Source organism: Ralstonia sp. 110700041-2, from assembly GCF_056280165.1.
Genome location: NZ_JBSFAI010000016.1, coordinates 34,399 through 47,640 on the forward strand (window position 1 = coordinate 34,399; position 13,242 = coordinate 47,640).

The 13,242-nt window shown below is 59.8% G+C and carries 26 protein-coding genes; all 26 read left to right on the forward strand.

The window, feature by feature from the left end:
• Window positions 1-27: 27 nt before the first annotated feature.
• The 26 genes from tuf to rpsM all read left to right on the forward strand — a co-directional run bounded on the left by tuf (window position 28) and on the right by rpsM (window position 13,228).
• On the forward strand, window positions 28-1,236 hold the full coding sequence (gene tuf, locus ACUXH0_RS21390) for an elongation factor Tu (RefSeq protein ID WP_004634472.1): 1,209 nt from the start codon (window positions 28-30) through the stop codon (window positions 1,234-1,236).
• 107 nt (window positions 1,237-1,343) lie between these two features.
• On the forward strand, window positions 1,344-1,655 hold the full coding sequence (rpsJ, locus tag ACUXH0_RS21395; RefSeq protein WP_004634473.1) for a 30S ribosomal protein S10: 312 nt from the start codon (window positions 1,344-1,346) through the stop codon (window positions 1,653-1,655).
• A 285-nt stretch (window positions 1,656-1,940) separates the two neighbouring features.
• Entirely contained in the window at window positions 1,941-2,594 is a 654-nt protein-coding gene (gene rplC / locus ACUXH0_RS21400) for a 50S ribosomal protein L3 (RefSeq protein WP_004634474.1), read from the forward strand.
• 11 nt (window positions 2,595-2,605) lie between these two features.
• Window positions 2,606-3,226 (forward strand): 50S ribosomal protein L4, encoded by a 621-nt coding sequence (gene rplD, locus ACUXH0_RS21405; protein ID WP_004634475.1) that lies wholly within the window; start codon window positions 2,606-2,608, stop codon window positions 3,224-3,226.
• On the forward strand, window positions 3,223-3,537 hold the full coding sequence (rplW, locus tag ACUXH0_RS21410; protein ID WP_004634476.1) for a 50S ribosomal protein L23: 315 nt from the start codon (window positions 3,223-3,225) through the stop codon (window positions 3,535-3,537). Before rplD ends, rplW begins: the two co-directional genes overlap by 4 nt.
• A gap of 2 nt (window positions 3,538-3,539) precedes the next feature.
• The gene (gene rplB / locus ACUXH0_RS21415; protein ID WP_004634477.1) at window positions 3,540-4,370 is read left to right on the forward strand and encodes a 50S ribosomal protein L2; all 831 of its coding nucleotides are present in this window, start codon (window positions 3,540-3,542) and stop codon (window positions 4,368-4,370) included.
• Window positions 4,371-4,391: 21 nt separating this feature from the next.
• Window positions 4,392-4,667: a 30S ribosomal protein S19 gene (rpsS, locus tag ACUXH0_RS21420; protein WP_004634478.1), complete on the forward strand. Its 276-nt coding sequence runs from the start codon at window positions 4,392-4,394 to the stop codon at window positions 4,665-4,667.
• 9 nt (window positions 4,668-4,676) lie between these two features.
• Window positions 4,677-5,006: a 50S ribosomal protein L22 gene (gene rplV, locus ACUXH0_RS21425; RefSeq protein ID WP_004634479.1), complete on the forward strand. Its 330-nt coding sequence runs from the start codon at window positions 4,677-4,679 to the stop codon at window positions 5,004-5,006.
• Between the two features lie 9 nt (window positions 5,007-5,015).
• Window positions 5,016-5,804, forward strand: a complete 789-nt coding sequence (gene rpsC, locus ACUXH0_RS21430) for a 30S ribosomal protein S3 (protein ID WP_004634480.1) — start codon at window positions 5,016-5,018, stop codon at window positions 5,802-5,804.
• Between the two features lie 2 nt (window positions 5,805-5,806).
• Complete coding sequence (rplP, locus tag ACUXH0_RS21435; protein WP_003264123.1) at window positions 5,807-6,223, forward strand: 50S ribosomal protein L16; 417 nt, start codon at window positions 5,807-5,809, stop codon at window positions 6,221-6,223.
• Window positions 6,224-6,235: 12 nt separating this feature from the next.
• Window positions 6,236-6,430 (forward strand): 50S ribosomal protein L29, encoded by a 195-nt coding sequence (rpmC, locus tag ACUXH0_RS21440; protein WP_004634481.1) that lies wholly within the window; start codon window positions 6,236-6,238, stop codon window positions 6,428-6,430.
• Window positions 6,427-6,696: a 30S ribosomal protein S17 gene (rpsQ, locus tag ACUXH0_RS21445; RefSeq protein WP_004634482.1), complete on the forward strand. Its 270-nt coding sequence runs from the start codon at window positions 6,427-6,429 to the stop codon at window positions 6,694-6,696. Before rpmC ends, rpsQ begins: the two co-directional genes overlap by 4 nt.
• A 268-nt stretch (window positions 6,697-6,964) precedes the next feature.
• Complete coding sequence (rplN, locus tag ACUXH0_RS21450) at window positions 6,965-7,333, forward strand: 50S ribosomal protein L14 (RefSeq protein WP_003264129.1); 369 nt, start codon at window positions 6,965-6,967, stop codon at window positions 7,331-7,333.
• Window positions 7,334-7,344: 11 nt separating this feature from the next.
• The gene (gene rplX, locus ACUXH0_RS21455; protein WP_004634483.1) at window positions 7,345-7,653 is read left to right on the forward strand and encodes a 50S ribosomal protein L24; all 309 of its coding nucleotides are present in this window, start codon (window positions 7,345-7,347) and stop codon (window positions 7,651-7,653) included.
• 26 nt (window positions 7,654-7,679) lie between these two features.
• A complete protein-coding gene (gene rplE, locus ACUXH0_RS21460) occupies window positions 7,680-8,222 on the forward strand; it encodes a 50S ribosomal protein L5 (protein ID WP_009241894.1) in 543 nt (180 codons plus the stop codon).
• Between the two features lie 9 nt (window positions 8,223-8,231).
• Window positions 8,232-8,537 (forward strand): 30S ribosomal protein S14, encoded by a 306-nt coding sequence (gene rpsN, locus ACUXH0_RS21465; RefSeq protein ID WP_004634486.1) that lies wholly within the window; start codon window positions 8,232-8,234, stop codon window positions 8,535-8,537.
• Window positions 8,538-8,564: 27 nt separating this feature from the next.
• Window positions 8,565-8,960 (forward strand): 30S ribosomal protein S8, encoded by a 396-nt coding sequence (gene rpsH / locus ACUXH0_RS21470; RefSeq protein WP_004634489.1) that lies wholly within the window; start codon window positions 8,565-8,567, stop codon window positions 8,958-8,960.
• A gap of 12 nt (window positions 8,961-8,972) precedes the next feature.
• Window positions 8,973-9,506 carry a 50S ribosomal protein L6 gene (rplF, locus tag ACUXH0_RS21475; protein ID WP_004634491.1) on the forward strand — a complete coding sequence of 178 codons (534 nt, stop codon included), beginning with the start codon at window positions 8,973-8,975 and terminating at the stop codon, window positions 9,504-9,506.
• 11 nt (window positions 9,507-9,517) lie between these two features.
• Window positions 9,518-9,874, forward strand: coding sequence for a 50S ribosomal protein L18 (gene rplR / locus ACUXH0_RS21480; protein WP_004634492.1), 357 nt, complete (start codon window positions 9,518-9,520; stop codon window positions 9,872-9,874).
• A gap of 21 nt (window positions 9,875-9,895) precedes the next feature.
• Window positions 9,896-10,414, forward strand: coding sequence for a 30S ribosomal protein S5 (gene rpsE / locus ACUXH0_RS21485; RefSeq protein WP_004634493.1), 519 nt, complete (start codon window positions 9,896-9,898; stop codon window positions 10,412-10,414).
• A 22-nt stretch (window positions 10,415-10,436) separates the two neighbouring features.
• The gene (gene rpmD, locus ACUXH0_RS21490; protein WP_003264137.1) at window positions 10,437-10,619 is read left to right on the forward strand and encodes a 50S ribosomal protein L30; all 183 of its coding nucleotides are present in this window, start codon (window positions 10,437-10,439) and stop codon (window positions 10,617-10,619) included.
• Window positions 10,620-10,637: 18 nt separating this feature from the next.
• The gene (gene rplO, locus ACUXH0_RS21495) at window positions 10,638-11,069 is read left to right on the forward strand and encodes a 50S ribosomal protein L15 (protein ID WP_004634495.1); all 432 of its coding nucleotides are present in this window, start codon (window positions 10,638-10,640) and stop codon (window positions 11,067-11,069) included.
• Window positions 11,070-11,126: 57 nt separating this feature from the next.
• A complete protein-coding gene (secY, locus tag ACUXH0_RS21500) occupies window positions 11,127-12,449 on the forward strand; it encodes a preprotein translocase subunit SecY (RefSeq protein ID WP_012436582.1) in 1,323 nt (440 codons plus the stop codon).
• Between the two features lie 26 nt (window positions 12,450-12,475).
• On the forward strand, window positions 12,476-12,694 hold the full coding sequence (infA, locus tag ACUXH0_RS21505; RefSeq protein ID WP_003264140.1) for a translation initiation factor IF-1: 219 nt from the start codon (window positions 12,476-12,478) through the stop codon (window positions 12,692-12,694).
• A gap of 30 nt (window positions 12,695-12,724) precedes the next feature.
• Window positions 12,725-12,841, forward strand: coding sequence for a 50S ribosomal protein L36 (rpmJ, locus tag ACUXH0_RS21510; RefSeq protein WP_003264141.1), 117 nt, complete (start codon window positions 12,725-12,727; stop codon window positions 12,839-12,841).
• Window positions 12,842-12,862: 21 nt separating this feature from the next.
• The gene (gene rpsM / locus ACUXH0_RS21515; protein WP_004634501.1) at window positions 12,863-13,228 is read left to right on the forward strand and encodes a 30S ribosomal protein S13; all 366 of its coding nucleotides are present in this window, start codon (window positions 12,863-12,865) and stop codon (window positions 13,226-13,228) included.
• Window positions 13,229-13,242: the final 14 nt, after the last annotated feature.

Genomic DNA, 13,242 nt, shown 5'->3' on the forward strand with positions numbered 1-13,242 from the left:
TAGCCCATTCCGAATTGAGGAGCTGACATGGCAAAGGAAAAGTTCGTACGGACCAAACCGCACGTGAACGTTGGTACGATCGGTCACGTTGACCACGGTAAGACCACGCTGACCGCAGCGATCGCAACCGTGCTGTCCGCCAAGTTTGGTGGCGAAGCGAAGAAGTACGACGAAATCGACGCAGCGCCGGAAGAAAAGGCACGCGGCATCACGATCAACACCGCGCACGTCGAGTACGAGACGGCCAACCGTCACTATGCGCACGTTGACTGCCCGGGCCACGCCGACTACGTCAAGAACATGATCACCGGTGCCGCCCAGATGGACGGTGCCATCCTGGTGTGCTCGGCCGCTGACGGCCCGATGCCGCAAACGCGTGAGCACATCCTGCTGGCCCGTCAGGTCGGCGTGCCGTACATCATCGTCTTCCTGAACAAGTGCGACATGGTGGACGACGCTGAATTGCTGGAACTGGTCGAGATGGAAGTGCGTGAACTTCTGTCGAAGTATGAGTTCCCGGGCGACGACACCCCGATCATCAAGGGTTCGGCCAAGCTGGCGCTGGAAGGCGACAAGGGCGAACTGGGCGAAGTGGCCATCATGAACCTGGCCGACGCACTGGACACCTACATCCCGACGCCGGAACGCGCAGTTGATGGTGCATTCCTGATGCCGGTGGAAGACGTGTTCTCGATCTCGGGTCGCGGCACCGTGGTGACCGGCCGTATCGAGCGCGGCATCATCAAGGTCGGCGAAGAAATCGAAATCGTCGGTATCGCCGTGGACGGCGACAAGCCGAAGATCGACAAGACCACCTGCACGGGCGTGGAAATGTTCCGCAAGCTGCTGGACCAAGGTCAGGCAGGCGACAACGTCGGCATTCTGCTGCGCGGCACGAAGCGCGAAGATGTTCAGCGCGGTCAAGTGCTGGCCAAGCCGGGCTCGATCAAGCCGCACACGGAATTCACGGGCGAGGTCTACATCCTGTCGAAGGACGAAGGCGGCCGTCACACGCCGTTCTTCAACAACTACCGTCCGCAGTTCTACTTCCGTACGACGGACGTGACCGGCTCGATCGCCTTGCCGGAAGGCAAGGAAATGGTCATGCCGGGCGACAACGTGTCGATCACCGTCAAGCTGATCGCCCCGATCGCCATGGAAGAAGGTCTGCGCTTCGCCATCCGTGAAGGCGGCCGTACCGTGGGCGCTGGCGTCGTTGCCAAGATCCTGAAGTAAAAGGCGGATCGATGCGCTGTTCCTCGTAAGGGGTGCGGCGCATCGCCTGTTGCATCGCTCTTTCAATCTACCGGCGGCCCGACCGCCATGCTCTTTAAGGAAACATCATGCAGAACCAGAAGATCCGTATCCGCCTGAAGGCTTTCGACTATCGCCTGATCGACCAGTCGGCCGCTGAAATCGTTGAAACCGCCAAGCGCACTGGCGCGATCGTCAAGGGCCCGGTGCCCCTGCCGACCCGCATCCAGCGTTTCGACGTTCTGCGTTCGCCGCACGTCAACAAGACCAGCCGCGATCAGTTCGAAATTCGCACGCACCAGCGCCTGATGGACATCGTCGACCCGACGGACAAGACCGTTGACGCGCTGATGAAGCTGGACCTGCCGGCTGGCGTGGACGTCGAGATCAAGCTGCAATAAGCAAGACAACGCTACCGGACCCTTCCGGTAACGGGCAAACGGCGAGCTAAGTGCTCGCCGTTTTGCTTTTGAGCGCTGAATGTTGCATCGTCCGCGACGTCCGGACGTCTATCCGGCAATCGCCCTTGCATATTGTTCGTAACCCGGATATATTGTAGGGCTACCCCTTTAGTCAGGGGAGTGGGCTGGCCGTTTGGCCTCGCGCTGTCTCTTTAGGCGCAGTCCAGTTCAAGATTCGTAGTATCAATCAGCCCCGGCCAATCGCAGCTGGGAATGGAGCAAACCATGAGCCTTGGCCTTGTAGGTCGCAAGGTTGGCATGACCCGTATTTTCACGGACGACGGCGATTCGATTCCCGTCACCGTGCTCGAGGTCGGCGACAACCGCGTGACGCAAATCAAGACGGACGAGACCGACGGTTATACCGCGGTTCAAGTCACCTTCGGCACCCGACGCGCCAGCCGCGTCACCAAGCCGCTGGCGGGTCATCTCGCCAAAGCCGGCGTGGAAGCGGGCGAAGTCATCAAAGAATTCCGAGTGGATGCCGCTCGTGCCGCTGAATTCCAGCCGGGCGCGAACATCAGCGTCGACCTGTTCGAAGTCGGTCAGAAGATCGACGTCCAGGGTGTGACGATTGGTAAGGGCTACGCCGGTACCATCAAGCGTTACAACTTCTCGTCGGGCCGCGCCTCGCACGGTAACTCGCGCTCGCACAACGTGCCGGGCTCGATCGGTATGGCGCAGGATCCGGGGCGCGTGTTCCCGGGTAAGCGCATGACCGGTCACATGGGTGATGTCACCCGTACCGTTCAGAATCTGGAAATCGCCAAGATCGACGCAGAGCGCAAGCTGCTGCTGGTCAAGGGTGCGATTCCGGGCGCCAAGGGCGGTCAAGTCATCGTCACGCCGGCCGTGAAGGCCCGCGCCAAGAAGGCATAAGGAGCAAACGCATGGAACTGAAGCTGCTCCAGGACAACGGTCAACTCGGCGCTGGCGTTGCTGCCTCGCCGGAAGTGTTCGGCCGTGACTACAACGAAGCCCTCGTTCACCAAGTCGTCGTCGCTTATCAGGCCAACGCTCGCAGCGGTAACCGTAAGCAAAAGGACCGTGAAGAGGTCAAGCACACGACCAAAAAGCCGTGGCGTCAAAAGGGTACGGGCCGCGCCCGTGCAGGTATGAGCTCCTCCCCGCTGTGGCGTGGGGGTGGTCGTATCTTCCCGAACAGCCCGGAAGAAAACTTCTCGCAGAAGGTCAACAAGAAGATGTACCGCGCCGGCATGCGCTCGATTTATTCGCAGCTTGCCCGTGAAGGTCGCATCAACGTCGTTGACAGCCTGTCCGTCGACGCGCCCAAAACCAAGCTGTTGGCCGACAAGTTCCGCGCCATGGGCCTGGATTCGGTGCTCGTGATTACCGATAACCTGGACGAAAACCTCTTCCTGGCATCGCGCAACCTGGCGCACGTGCTCGTGGTTGAGCCGCGTCACGCCGACCCGCTGTCGCTCGTGCACTACAAGAAGGTGCTCGTAACCAAGGCAGCCGTCGCGCAGATCGAGGAGTTGCTGAAATGACGCAAGTTGCCAAGAACGACCATCGCCTGATGCAGGTGCTGCTGGCGCCTGTGGTGTCTGAAAAGGCAACCCTGGTGGCCGAGAAGAACGAGCAGGTCGTGTTCGAAGTGGCTCGCGACGCCAACAAGGGCGAAGTGAAGGCCGCTGTCGAGCTGCTGTTCAAGGTCGAAGTCGAGTCCGTCCAGATCCTGAATCAGAAGGGCAAGCAAAAGCGCTTCGGTCGCTTCATGGGTCGTCGTGACCACGTGAAGAAGGCCTATGTTTCGCTGAAGCCGGGCCAGGAAATCAATTTTGAAGCGGAGGCCAAGTAATCATGGCACTCGTCAAAACCAAGCCGACATCGCCGGGCCGCCGCTCGATGGTGAAGGTCGTTAACCCCGACCTTCACAAGGGCGCGCCGCACGCTCCGCTGCTGGAAAAGCAAATCCAGAAGTCGGGTCGTAACAACAACGGCCACATCACCACCCGTCATAAGGGTGGTGGTCACAAGCATCACTATCGCGTCGTCGACTTCAAGCGTAACGATAAGGACGGTATTCCGGCCAAGATCGAACGTCTGGAATACGATCCGAACCGTAGCGCCAACATCGCGCTCGTGCTGTTCGCTGACGGCGAGCGCCGCTACATCATCGCCCCGAAGGGCGCTGTGGTTGGCCAAGCCATCGCTAACGGCTCGGAAGCGCCGATCAAGGCCGGTAACAACCTGCCGATCCGCAACATCCCGGTCGGTACGACGATCCACTGCGTGGAAATCCTGCCGGGCAAGGGCGCTCAAGTTGCCCGTTCGGCCGGTACGTCCGCCGTGCTGCTGGCTCGCGAAGGCATCTACGCTCAAGTGCGTCTGCGCTCGGGTGAGGTGCGCCGCGTGCACATCGAGTGCCGCGCGACCATTGGTGAAGTCGGCAACGAAGAGCACAGCCTGCGCCAGATCGGCAAGGCCGGTGCAACCCGTTGGCGCGGTATTCGCCCGACCGTTCGCGGTGTGGTGATGAACCCGGTCGACCACCCGCATGGTGGTGGTGAAGGCAAGACTGCAGCAGGCCGTGATCCGGTGTCCCCGTGGGGCACGCCGACCAAGGGCTACCGCACCCGTCGTAACAAGCGCACTGACAGCATGATCGTTCAGCGCCGTCACAAGCGTTAATCGGTAGGTAGGAGCTTAGATATGACTCGTTCCGTAAAAAAGGGTCCTTTCATTGACGCCCACCTGCTGAAGAAGGTTGAGGCGGCAGTGCAGACGAAGGACAAGAAGCCCATCAAGACGTGGTCGCGTCGTTCGACCATTCTGCCGGACTTCATCGGCCTGACGATCGCCGTTCACAACGGCCGTCAGCACGTGCCCGTGTATGTCACGGAAAACATGGTTGGCCACAAGCTCGGCGAATTTGCGCTCACGCGTACGTTCAAGGGCCACGCTGCCGACAAGAAAGCGAAGCGATAAGGGGCAATCATGGAAGTTAAAGCGATTCATCGCGGCGCCCGTATCTCCGCACAGAAGACGCGCCTGGTCGCTGACCAGATTCGCGGCCTGTCGATCGAGCGCGCGCTCAACGTGCTGACGTTCAGCCCGAAGAAGGCGGCTGGCATCGTGAAGAAGGTGGTTGAGTCCGCCATCGCGAACGCCGAGCACAATGAAGGCGCCGACATCGACGAGCTGAAGGTCAAGTCGATCTACATCGACAAGGCCACGTCGCTCAAGCGCTTCACGGCGCGTGCGAAGGGCCGTGGCAACCGCATCGAGAAACAAACCTGTCACATCACTGTGACGCTGGGCAACTAAGGGGTCACGATGGGACAGAAGATTCATCCGACTGGCTTCCGTCTGGCTGTCAGCCGTAACTGGGCATCGCGTTGGTACGCGAGCAACACCCAGTTTGCCGGCATGCTCAAGGAAGACATCGAGGTTCGCGAGTTTCTGAAGAAGAAGCTGAAGAACGCGTCGGTGGGCCGCGTGGTCATCGAGCGTCCGGCCAAGAATGCCCGTATCACCATTTACAGCTCGCGTCCGGGCGTGGTGATCGGCAAGAAGGGCGAGGACATCGAACTGCTGAAGGCTGAACTGCAGCGTCGCATGGGCGTGCCCGTGCACGTGAACATCGAAGAAATCCGCAAGCCGGAAGTCGATGCGCAGCTGATCGCAGATTCGATCACGCAGCAGCTTGAGCGCCGCATCATGTTCCGTCGCGCTATGAAGCGCGCGATGCAGAACGCGATGCGTCTGGGTGCCCAAGGCATCAAGATCATGAGCTCGGGCCGTCTGAACGGCATCGAAATCGCTCGTACCGAGTGGTACCGCGAAGGCCGTGTGCCCCTGCACACGCTGCGCGCCGATATCGACTACGGCTTCTCCGAAGCGGAAACCACCTACGGCATCATCGGTGTCAAGGTGTGGGTGTACAAGGGTGACCATCTCGGTCGCAACGACGCACCCGTCGTGGAAGAGCCGCAAGAAGAGCGTCGCAAGCGTCCGGGTCGCCCGGAAGGTCGTCGCCGTGAGGGCGAAGGTCGCCCGGCCGGTCAGCGCCGCGGTGCTGGTGCGGGTGCCCGTCGTGGCACCGACGCGAAGACTGGAGAATAAACATGCTGCAACCTAAGCGCAGGAAGTACCGCAAGGAGCAGAAGGGCCGTAACACCGGTATCGCGACGCGCGGCAACGCGGTCTCGTTCGGCGAATTCGGTCTGAAGGCGATGGGCCGTGGCCGTCTGACCGCACGTCAGATTGAGTCGGCGCGTCGTGCGATGACCCGTCACATCAAGCGTGGCGGCCGCATTTGGATCCGGATTTTCCCGGACAAGCCGATCTCGAAGAAGCCTGCCGAAGTCCGTATGGGTAACGGTAAGGGCAACCCGGAATACTACGTGGCTGAAATTCAGCCGGGCAAGATGCTGTACGAAATGGACGGCGTTGGCGAAGAACTGGCACGCGAGGCATTCCGCCTGGCCGCTGCCAAGCTGCCGATCGCGACCAGCTTCGTGGTGCGTCAGGTCGGAACGTAAGGAGTACACACCATGAAAGCATCCGAACTGCGCGACAAAGATGTCGCTGGGCTGAACCAGGAGCTCTCCGAGCTGCTGAAGGCCCAATTTGGCCTGCGCATGCAAAAAGCGACGCAACAGCTGCAGAACACCAGCCAGCTGAAGAAGGTGCGTCGTGACATCGCGCGTGTCCGCACCGTGCTGGGCCAGAAGGGGAACCAGAAATGACTGAAGCCGCAACGTCCCTGAAGCGCACGCTCGTCGGTCGCGTTGTCAGCAACAAGATGGACAAGACCGTCACGGTCCTGATCGAAAACCGCGTCAAGCATCCGCTGTATGGCAAGTACGTGGTGCGCTCGAAGAAGTACCATGCGCACGACGAAGCCAACCAGTACAACGAAGGCGACAAGGTCGAGATCACGGAATCGCGTCCGCTCTCCCGCACCAAGTCGTGGGTGGTGTCGCGTCTGCTTGAAGCTGCACGCGTGATCTAAAACAACAGCGGAGCAGTTTGCTGTTGCACGGCCGAGATTATGTGATATAGTCTCGGTCTTTCCCTTTGTGAGGGTGGCTGGCAAATATGCTGGCGGCTCGGGTAAGGGGGAAAAGCGAATGGGCCAGGCGGCAATCGCCGTCGGGCAGCTACCGACTTCAAGTTGATCAACCCAATCGCAGTTGGCGCAATGCCAGCAGCCGGCGGGACCAAGACTGATCGCCTCTGCGCATTGTGCGTTTGGCGAATTAAGTTGGGACGAGAACACCATGATTCAGACAGAAAGCCGGCTCGAAGTGGCCGATAACACGGGTGCGCGTGAAGTCATGTGCATCAAGGTGCTGGGCGGTTCGAAGCGCCGCTACGCCAGCGTCGGCGACATCATCAAGGTCAGCGTCAAGGATGCTGCCCCGCGTGGTCGCGTGAAGAAGGGCGATATCTATAACGCCGTGGTGGTGCGCACCGCCAAGGGCGTGCGCCGTCCCGACGGCTCGCTCATCAAGTTCGACGGCAATGCCGCCGTGCTGCTGAACACCAAGCTTGAGCCGATCGGCACCCGTATCTTCGGGCCGGTCACTCGCGAACTCCGTACCGAGCGCTTCATGAAGATCGTGTCGCTCGCGCCGGAAGTGCTGTAATCGGAGGCCGCATGAACAAGATTCGCAAGGGCGATCGCGTCATCGTCCGTACCGGTAAAGACAAGGGCAAGCAAGGTACCGTGCTGGCCGTGCTCGCCGAGCATGTGACGGTTGAAGGCGTGAACGTTGCCAAAAAGCACGTGCGCCCGAACCCGATGCTGGGTACCACGGGTGGTGTGGTCGACAAGATCATGCCCATCCATATTTCGAACGTTGCGCTCGTGGATGCCAATGGCAAGCCGTCGCGCGTCGGCATCAAGGTTGAAGGCGGCGTGAAGACGCGCGTACTGAAGACCACCGGTGCTGCCGTCGGCGCTTGATTCTGGGCAATAGAGAGGAGTTGAGCATGACTGCACGTCTGCAAGAGTTTTATAAAGAGAAGGTTGTGCCCGAGCTGATCAAGCAGTTCGGCTACAAGTCTGTGATGGAAGTGCCGCGCATCACCAAGATCACCCTGAACATGGGTCTTGGCGAAGCCATCAATGACAAGAAAGTCATTGAGCACGCCACGGGCGACCTGATCAAAATCGCTGGCCAGAAGCCCATCGTCACGAAGGCCCGTAAGGCTATCGCCGGCTTCAAGATCCGCCAGGGTTACCCGATCGGCACGATGGTCACGCTGCGTGGCCAACGCATGTACGAATTCCTGGACCGCTTCATCACCGTGTCGCTGCCCCGCGTGCGCGACTTCCGTGGTGTGTCTGGTAAGGCGTTCGACGGTCGTGGCAACTACAACATCGGTGTGAAAGAGCAGATCATTTTCCCCGAAATCGAATACGACAAGATCGACGCACTCCGTGGTCTGAATATCAGCATCACGACGACTGCGAAGAACGACGAGGAAGCGAAGGCGCTCCTCAACGCGTTCAAGTTCCCGTTCCGTAATTAAGGGGTTACCGTGGCTAAATTGTCTCTGATCGAACGCGAGAAGAAGCGTGCCAAGCTCGTGGCCAAGTACGCTGAGAAGCGCGCCGCTCTCGAAGCCATCGTGGCCGACCAAAGCAAGTCGGAAGAAGAGCGCTACGAAGCGCGTCTGAAGCTGCAAGCGCTGCCGCGCAATGCAAATCCGACTCGTCAGCGCAACCGCTGCTCGATCACCGGTCGTCCCCGCGGTACGTTCCGTAAGTTCGGCCTGGCGCGTAACAAGCTCCGCGAGATCGCCTTCAAGGGCGAGATCCCGGGTCTGACGAAAGCCAGCTGGTAATCACGCACAGGCTACAGGAGAAACAGTATGAGCATGAGCGATCCGATCGCCGATATGCTGACGCGTATCCGCAACGCGCAAGCGGTGGAAAAAGCGTCGGTGGTCATGCCGTCGTCGAAGCTGAAGGTGGCAATCGCCAAAGTCCTGAAGGACGAAGGCTACATCGACGAATTCGCCGTGACCGAGCAGGGTGGCAAGTCCACCCTGACGATTGGTCTGAAGTACTACGCTGGCCGCCCGGTCATCGAACGCCTGGAGCGCGTCTCGAAGCCTGGCCTGCGTGTGTACAAGGGCCGTAATGAAATCCCGCAAGTGATGAACGGCTTGGGTGTCGCCATCATCTCGACCCCTCAGGGTCTGATGACGGACCGCCGCGCCCGCGCAACCGGTGTCGGTGGCGAAGTCATTTGCTACGTCGCCTAAGGGAGGGGAACCATGTCTCGCGTAGGTAAGGCCCCCATCGCGCTGCCCAAGGGCGCAGAAGTCAATTTCGCTGGTGGTCTGCTGACCGTCAAGGGCCCGTTGGGCACGCTGACGCAGCCGATCCACTCGCTGGTCAAGGTCAACACCGACAACGGCACGATCACGTTCGCGCCGGCAGATGAGTCGCGTGAAGCCAATGCGTTGCAAGGCACGATGCGCGCCCTGACCGCCAACATGGTCAAGGGTGTGACGACGGGCTTCGAGCGCAAGCTGAACCTGGTCGGCGTGGGTTATCGTGCATCGGTTCAGGGCACCGCCCTGAAGCTGCAGCTCGGTTTCTCGCACGACGTGATCCATGAGATGCCGGAAGGCGTGAAGGCGGAAACGCCGACGCAGACCGAGATCATCATCAAGGGTTCGGACAAGCAAAAAGTTGGTCAGGTCGCCGCTGAAGTGCGTGGTTATCGTCCGCCTGAGCCCTACAAGGGCAAGGGTGTGCGCTACGCCGACGAGCGTGTGATCCTGAAGGAAACCAAGAAGAAGTAAGGGTGCACATCATGAACAAAAATGACTCGCGTCTGCGCCGTGCACGTCAGACCCGCCTGAAAATTGCGGAACTGAGCGTCGCCCGTCTGGCTGTGCACCGTACGAACCTGCACATTTATGCGCAGGTCTTCTCGGAAGACGGCACCAAGGTCCTGGCTTCGGCCTCGACGGCGGAAGCCGAAGTCCGCAAGGAACTGAACGGCAACGGTGGCAACACCGCTGCTGCCACCCTGGTGGGTAAGCGTATCGCTGAGAAGGCGAAGGCTGCCGGCATCGAAGCCGTGGCGTTCGATCGCTCGGGTTTCCGTTATCACGGTCGCGTAAAGGCTCTGGCTGACGCGGCACGCGAAGCTGGCCTGAAGTTCTAAGCCGGCATAGAGGATATCGTCATGGCAAAAATTCAACCTAAGGTCCAAGGGGACGAACGCGACGACGGTCTTCGCGAGAAGATGATCGCGGTCAACCGTGTGACCAAGGTGGTCAAGGGCGGCCGGATTCTCGGTTTCGCTGCTCTGACTGTGGTCGGCGACGGCGACGGCCGTATCGGCATGGGCAAGGGTAAGGCTAAGGAAGTCCCCGTAGCCGTGCAGAAGGCAATGGACGAGGCTCGTCGCAAGATGGTCAAGGTCCCGCTGAAGAACGGTACGCTGCAGCACGAAGTGGTTGGCAAGCATGGCGCCGCAAAGGTGCAGATGATGCCCGCGAAGGACGGTACCGGCGTGATCGCCGGCGGCCCGATGCGCGCTATCTTCGAAGTGATGGGCGTGACGAACATCGTGACCAAGTCGCACGGTTCGACCAATCCTTACAACATGGTGCGCGCAACGCTGGATGGCCTGCGCAAGATGAGCACCCCGGCCGAAGTTGCCGCCAAGCGTGGCAAGTCGGTCGAAGAGATCCTCGGCTAAGCCGAAGGGATAGGTGAACGATATGTCGCAGAAAACCGTGAAAGTCCAACTCGTGCGCAGCCTGATCGGTACGCGCGAAGACCACCGCGCCACGGTGCGCGGCCTGGGCCTGCGCCGCATGAACTCGGTGTCCGAATTGCAGGACACGCCCGCAGTGCGCGGCATGATCAACAAGGTGTCCTACCTGGTCAAGGTCATCGGCTAAGGCAAGACGGAGAAGAACATGCAACTGAATAACCTGAAGCCGGCAGCCGGCTCCAAGCACGCCAAGCGCCGCGTTGGTCGCGGCATTGGCTCGGGCCTGGGCAAGACGGCTGGTCGTGGTCACAAGGGGCAGAAGTCGCGTTCGGGTGGTTTCCACAAGGTCGGCTTTGAAGGCGGCCAGATGCCCCTGCATCGTCGTCTGCCCAAGCGTGGGTTCACCTCGCTGACCAAGGAATTCACCGCTGAAGTGCGTCTGGGCGACCTGGCGGGGCTGCCGATCGAAGAAGTCGATCTGCTGTCCCTCAAGCAAGCCGGGCTCGTTGGCGAGATGGTCAAGAGCGCCAAGGTGATCCTGTCGGGTGAGATCGACAAGAAGGTAACTCTGAAGGGTATCGGCGCGACGGCTGGGGCGAAAGCTGCAATCGAAGCAGCCGGTGGCTCGCTGGCCTAATAGCCTGCTGTTTCACACTGACGGAGCATCCGTTTGGCCACGGCGAAACCTAATGTGATGGCCCAGGCCAAGAACACGGCCAAGTACGGCGATCTTCGCCGTCGGCTGGTGTTCCTGGTGCTGGCATTGCTGGTGTACCGGATCGGCGCGCACATTCCTGTGCCGGGTATCGATCCGGATCAACTGGCGCAGCTTTTCCAACGGCAGTCGGGTGGCATCCTCGGGATGTTTAACCTGTTCTCCGGCGGCGCGCTGTCGCGTTTCACAGTGTTTGCGTTGGGGATCATGCCGTACATCTCGGCGTCGATCATCATGCAGCTGCTGACGATCGTGCTGCCGCAGCTGGAATCGTTGAAGAAGGAAGGCCAGGCCGGCCAGCGCAAGATTACGCAGTACACGCGCTACGGCACGGTCATCCTGGCGACGTTCCAGGCGCTAGGGATTGCAGTAGCCCTGGAAGCGCAGCCCGGTCTGGTGCTGGATCCGGGTCTGATGTTCCGGGCCACCGCGGTGATCACGCTGGTGACGGGCACGATGTTCCTGATGTGGCTGGGTGAGCAGATCACCGAGCGTGGTCTGGGCAACGGGATCTCGATCATCATTTTTGGCGGGATTGCTGCAGGCCTTCCCAACGCGATTGGCGGGCTGTTCGAGCTGGTGCGTACGGGTTCGATGGGAATTTTCTCGGCGATCCTGGTGGTGGCGATTATTGGTGCGGTGACGTTTGTGGTCGTGTTCATCGAACGCGGCCAGCGCAAGATCCTCGTCAATTACGCCAAGCGGCAGGTTGGTAACAAGATTTATGGCGGACAGTCGTCGCATCTGCCGCTGAAGTTGAATATGGCCGGGGTGATTCCGCCGATCTTTGCATCGTCGATCATTCTGTTCCCGGCCACGATCGCGGGCTGGTTTACAGCTGGCAACTCGACGAATCCGGTGGCACGGGTTGTCAAGGACTTGGCAGCAACGCTGTCGCCGGGTCAGCCGGTCTACATCCTGCTGTATGCGGCGGCGATCATCTTCTTCTGTTTCTTCTACACCGCACTGGTTTATAACAGCCGGGAAGTGGCAGATAACCTGAAGAAGAGTGGGGCGTTCATTCCGGGCATCCGTCCGGGCGAGCAAACCACGCGGTATATCGACAAGATTCTGGTGCGTCTGACCCTGGCGGGTGCGATCTACATCACGCTGGTGTGTCTGTTGCCGGAGTTCTTGGTGCTGCGCTGGAATGTGCCGTTCTACTTCGGTGGGACGTCCCTGTTGATCATCGTGGTTGTCACGATGGACTTCATGGCGCAAGTGCAGTCCTACGTGATGTCTCAGCAGTACGAGTCTTTGATGAAGAAGGCGAATTTCAAGGGAAACCTGACACTCCGCTAGGAGTGATCGCACGAACCTGAAAGGACATGGCTAAAGATGACGTGATCCAGATGCAAGGCGAGGTGCTGGAAAACCTCCCCAACGCAACGTTTCGCGTCAAGCTAGAGAACGGCCACGTAGTGTTAGGCCATATTTCCGGCAAGATGCGTATGCATTACATCCGCATCTTGCCCGGGGACAAGGTGACGGTCGAATTGACCCCGTATGATCTGTCCCGCGCGCGCATCGTATTCCGGGCGAAGTGAGCGGACTGGAATTGAAGGAAGAGGAAAATCATGAAAGTGCTGGCTTCTGTTAAGCGCATTTGCCGCAACTGCAAAATCATCAAGCGCAAGGGCGTGGTGCGTGTGATCTGCTCGTCGGACCCGCGTCATAAGCAGCGCCAAGGCTAATTTCGCAAAGAGGATTGACGAATGGCACGTATCGCAGGGGTCAACATCCCCAACCACAAACATACCGTGATTGGCCTGACGGCGATCTACGGTATTGGCCGCTCGCGCGCTCAGAAGATTTGCGAGGCTACTGGCATCCCGACCGACAAGAAGGTCAAGGACCTGACGGATCCGGACCAGGACGCGCTGCGTAAGGAAATCGAGAAGTTCCTCGTCGAAGGCGATCTGCGCCGTGAAACGACGATGAACATCAAGCGCCTGATGGATTTGGGCTGCTACCGTGGCGTGCGCCATCGCAAGGGCCTGCCGATGCGTGGTCAGCGTACCCGCACCAATGCCCGTACCCGTAAGGGTCCGCGTAAGGCCGGCGTCGCGCTCAAGAAGTAATCCGTCGGGTAAAG

Excerpts from the sequence above, each read along its gene's own strand:
- rpsQ (WP_004634482.1), top strand. The coding sequence starts at position 6,427 with ATGACTGAAGCCGCAACGTCCCTGAAGCGCACGCTCGTCGGTCGCGTT.
- rpmC (WP_004634481.1), top strand. The coding sequence starts at position 6,236 with ATGAAAGCATCCGAACTGCGCGACAAAGATGTCGCTGGGCTGAACCAG.
- rplE (WP_009241894.1), top strand. The coding sequence starts at position 7,680 with ATGACTGCACGTCTGCAAGAGTTTTATAAAGAGAAGGTTGTGCCCGAG.
- rplO (WP_004634495.1), top strand. The coding sequence starts at position 10,638 with ATGCAACTGAATAACCTGAAGCCGGCAGCCGGCTCCAAGCACGCCAAG.
- rpsM (WP_004634501.1), top strand. The coding sequence starts at position 12,863 with ATGGCACGTATCGCAGGGGTCAACATCCCCAACCACAAACATACCGTG.
- rplV (WP_004634479.1), top strand. The coding sequence starts at position 4,677 with ATGGAAGTTAAAGCGATTCATCGCGGCGCCCGTATCTCCGCACAGAAG.
- rplB (WP_004634477.1), top strand. The coding sequence starts at position 3,540 with ATGGCACTCGTCAAAACCAAGCCGACATCGCCGGGCCGCCGCTCGATG.
- rplP (WP_003264123.1), top strand. The coding sequence starts at position 5,807 with ATGCTGCAACCTAAGCGCAGGAAGTACCGCAAGGAGCAGAAGGGCCGT.
- rplW (WP_004634476.1), top strand. The coding sequence starts at position 3,223 with ATGACGCAAGTTGCCAAGAACGACCATCGCCTGATGCAGGTGCTGCTG.
- rpsJ (WP_004634473.1), top strand. The coding sequence starts at position 1,344 with ATGCAGAACCAGAAGATCCGTATCCGCCTGAAGGCTTTCGACTATCGC.
- secY (WP_012436582.1), top strand. The coding sequence starts at position 11,127 with ATGGCCCAGGCCAAGAACACGGCCAAGTACGGCGATCTTCGCCGTCGG.
- rplX (WP_004634483.1), top strand. The coding sequence starts at position 7,345 with ATGAACAAGATTCGCAAGGGCGATCGCGTCATCGTCCGTACCGGTAAA.
- rpmD (WP_003264137.1), top strand. The coding sequence starts at position 10,437 with ATGTCGCAGAAAACCGTGAAAGTCCAACTCGTGCGCAGCCTGATCGGT.
- rplF (WP_004634491.1), top strand. The coding sequence starts at position 8,973 with ATGTCTCGCGTAGGTAAGGCCCCCATCGCGCTGCCCAAGGGCGCAGAA.
- rpsH (WP_004634489.1), top strand. The coding sequence starts at position 8,565 with ATGAGCATGAGCGATCCGATCGCCGATATGCTGACGCGTATCCGCAAC.
- rpsE (WP_004634493.1), top strand. The coding sequence starts at position 9,896 with ATGGCAAAAATTCAACCTAAGGTCCAAGGGGACGAACGCGACGACGGT.
- rpmJ (WP_003264141.1), top strand. The coding sequence starts at position 12,725 with ATGAAAGTGCTGGCTTCTGTTAAGCGCATTTGCCGCAACTGCAAAATC.
- rplC (WP_004634474.1), top strand. The coding sequence starts at position 1,941 with ATGAGCCTTGGCCTTGTAGGTCGCAAGGTTGGCATGACCCGTATTTTC.
- rplN (WP_003264129.1), top strand. The coding sequence starts at position 6,965 with ATGATTCAGACAGAAAGCCGGCTCGAAGTGGCCGATAACACGGGTGCG.
- rplR (WP_004634492.1), top strand. The coding sequence starts at position 9,518 with ATGAACAAAAATGACTCGCGTCTGCGCCGTGCACGTCAGACCCGCCTG.
- tuf (WP_004634472.1), top strand. The coding sequence starts at position 28 with ATGGCAAAGGAAAAGTTCGTACGGACCAAACCGCACGTGAACGTTGGT.
- rpsC (WP_004634480.1), top strand. The coding sequence starts at position 5,016 with ATGGGACAGAAGATTCATCCGACTGGCTTCCGTCTGGCTGTCAGCCGT.
- rplD (WP_004634475.1), top strand. The coding sequence starts at position 2,606 with ATGGAACTGAAGCTGCTCCAGGACAACGGTCAACTCGGCGCTGGCGTT.
- infA (WP_003264140.1), top strand. The coding sequence starts at position 12,476 with ATGGCTAAAGATGACGTGATCCAGATGCAAGGCGAGGTGCTGGAAAAC.
- rpsS (WP_004634478.1), top strand. The coding sequence starts at position 4,392 with ATGACTCGTTCCGTAAAAAAGGGTCCTTTCATTGACGCCCACCTGCTG.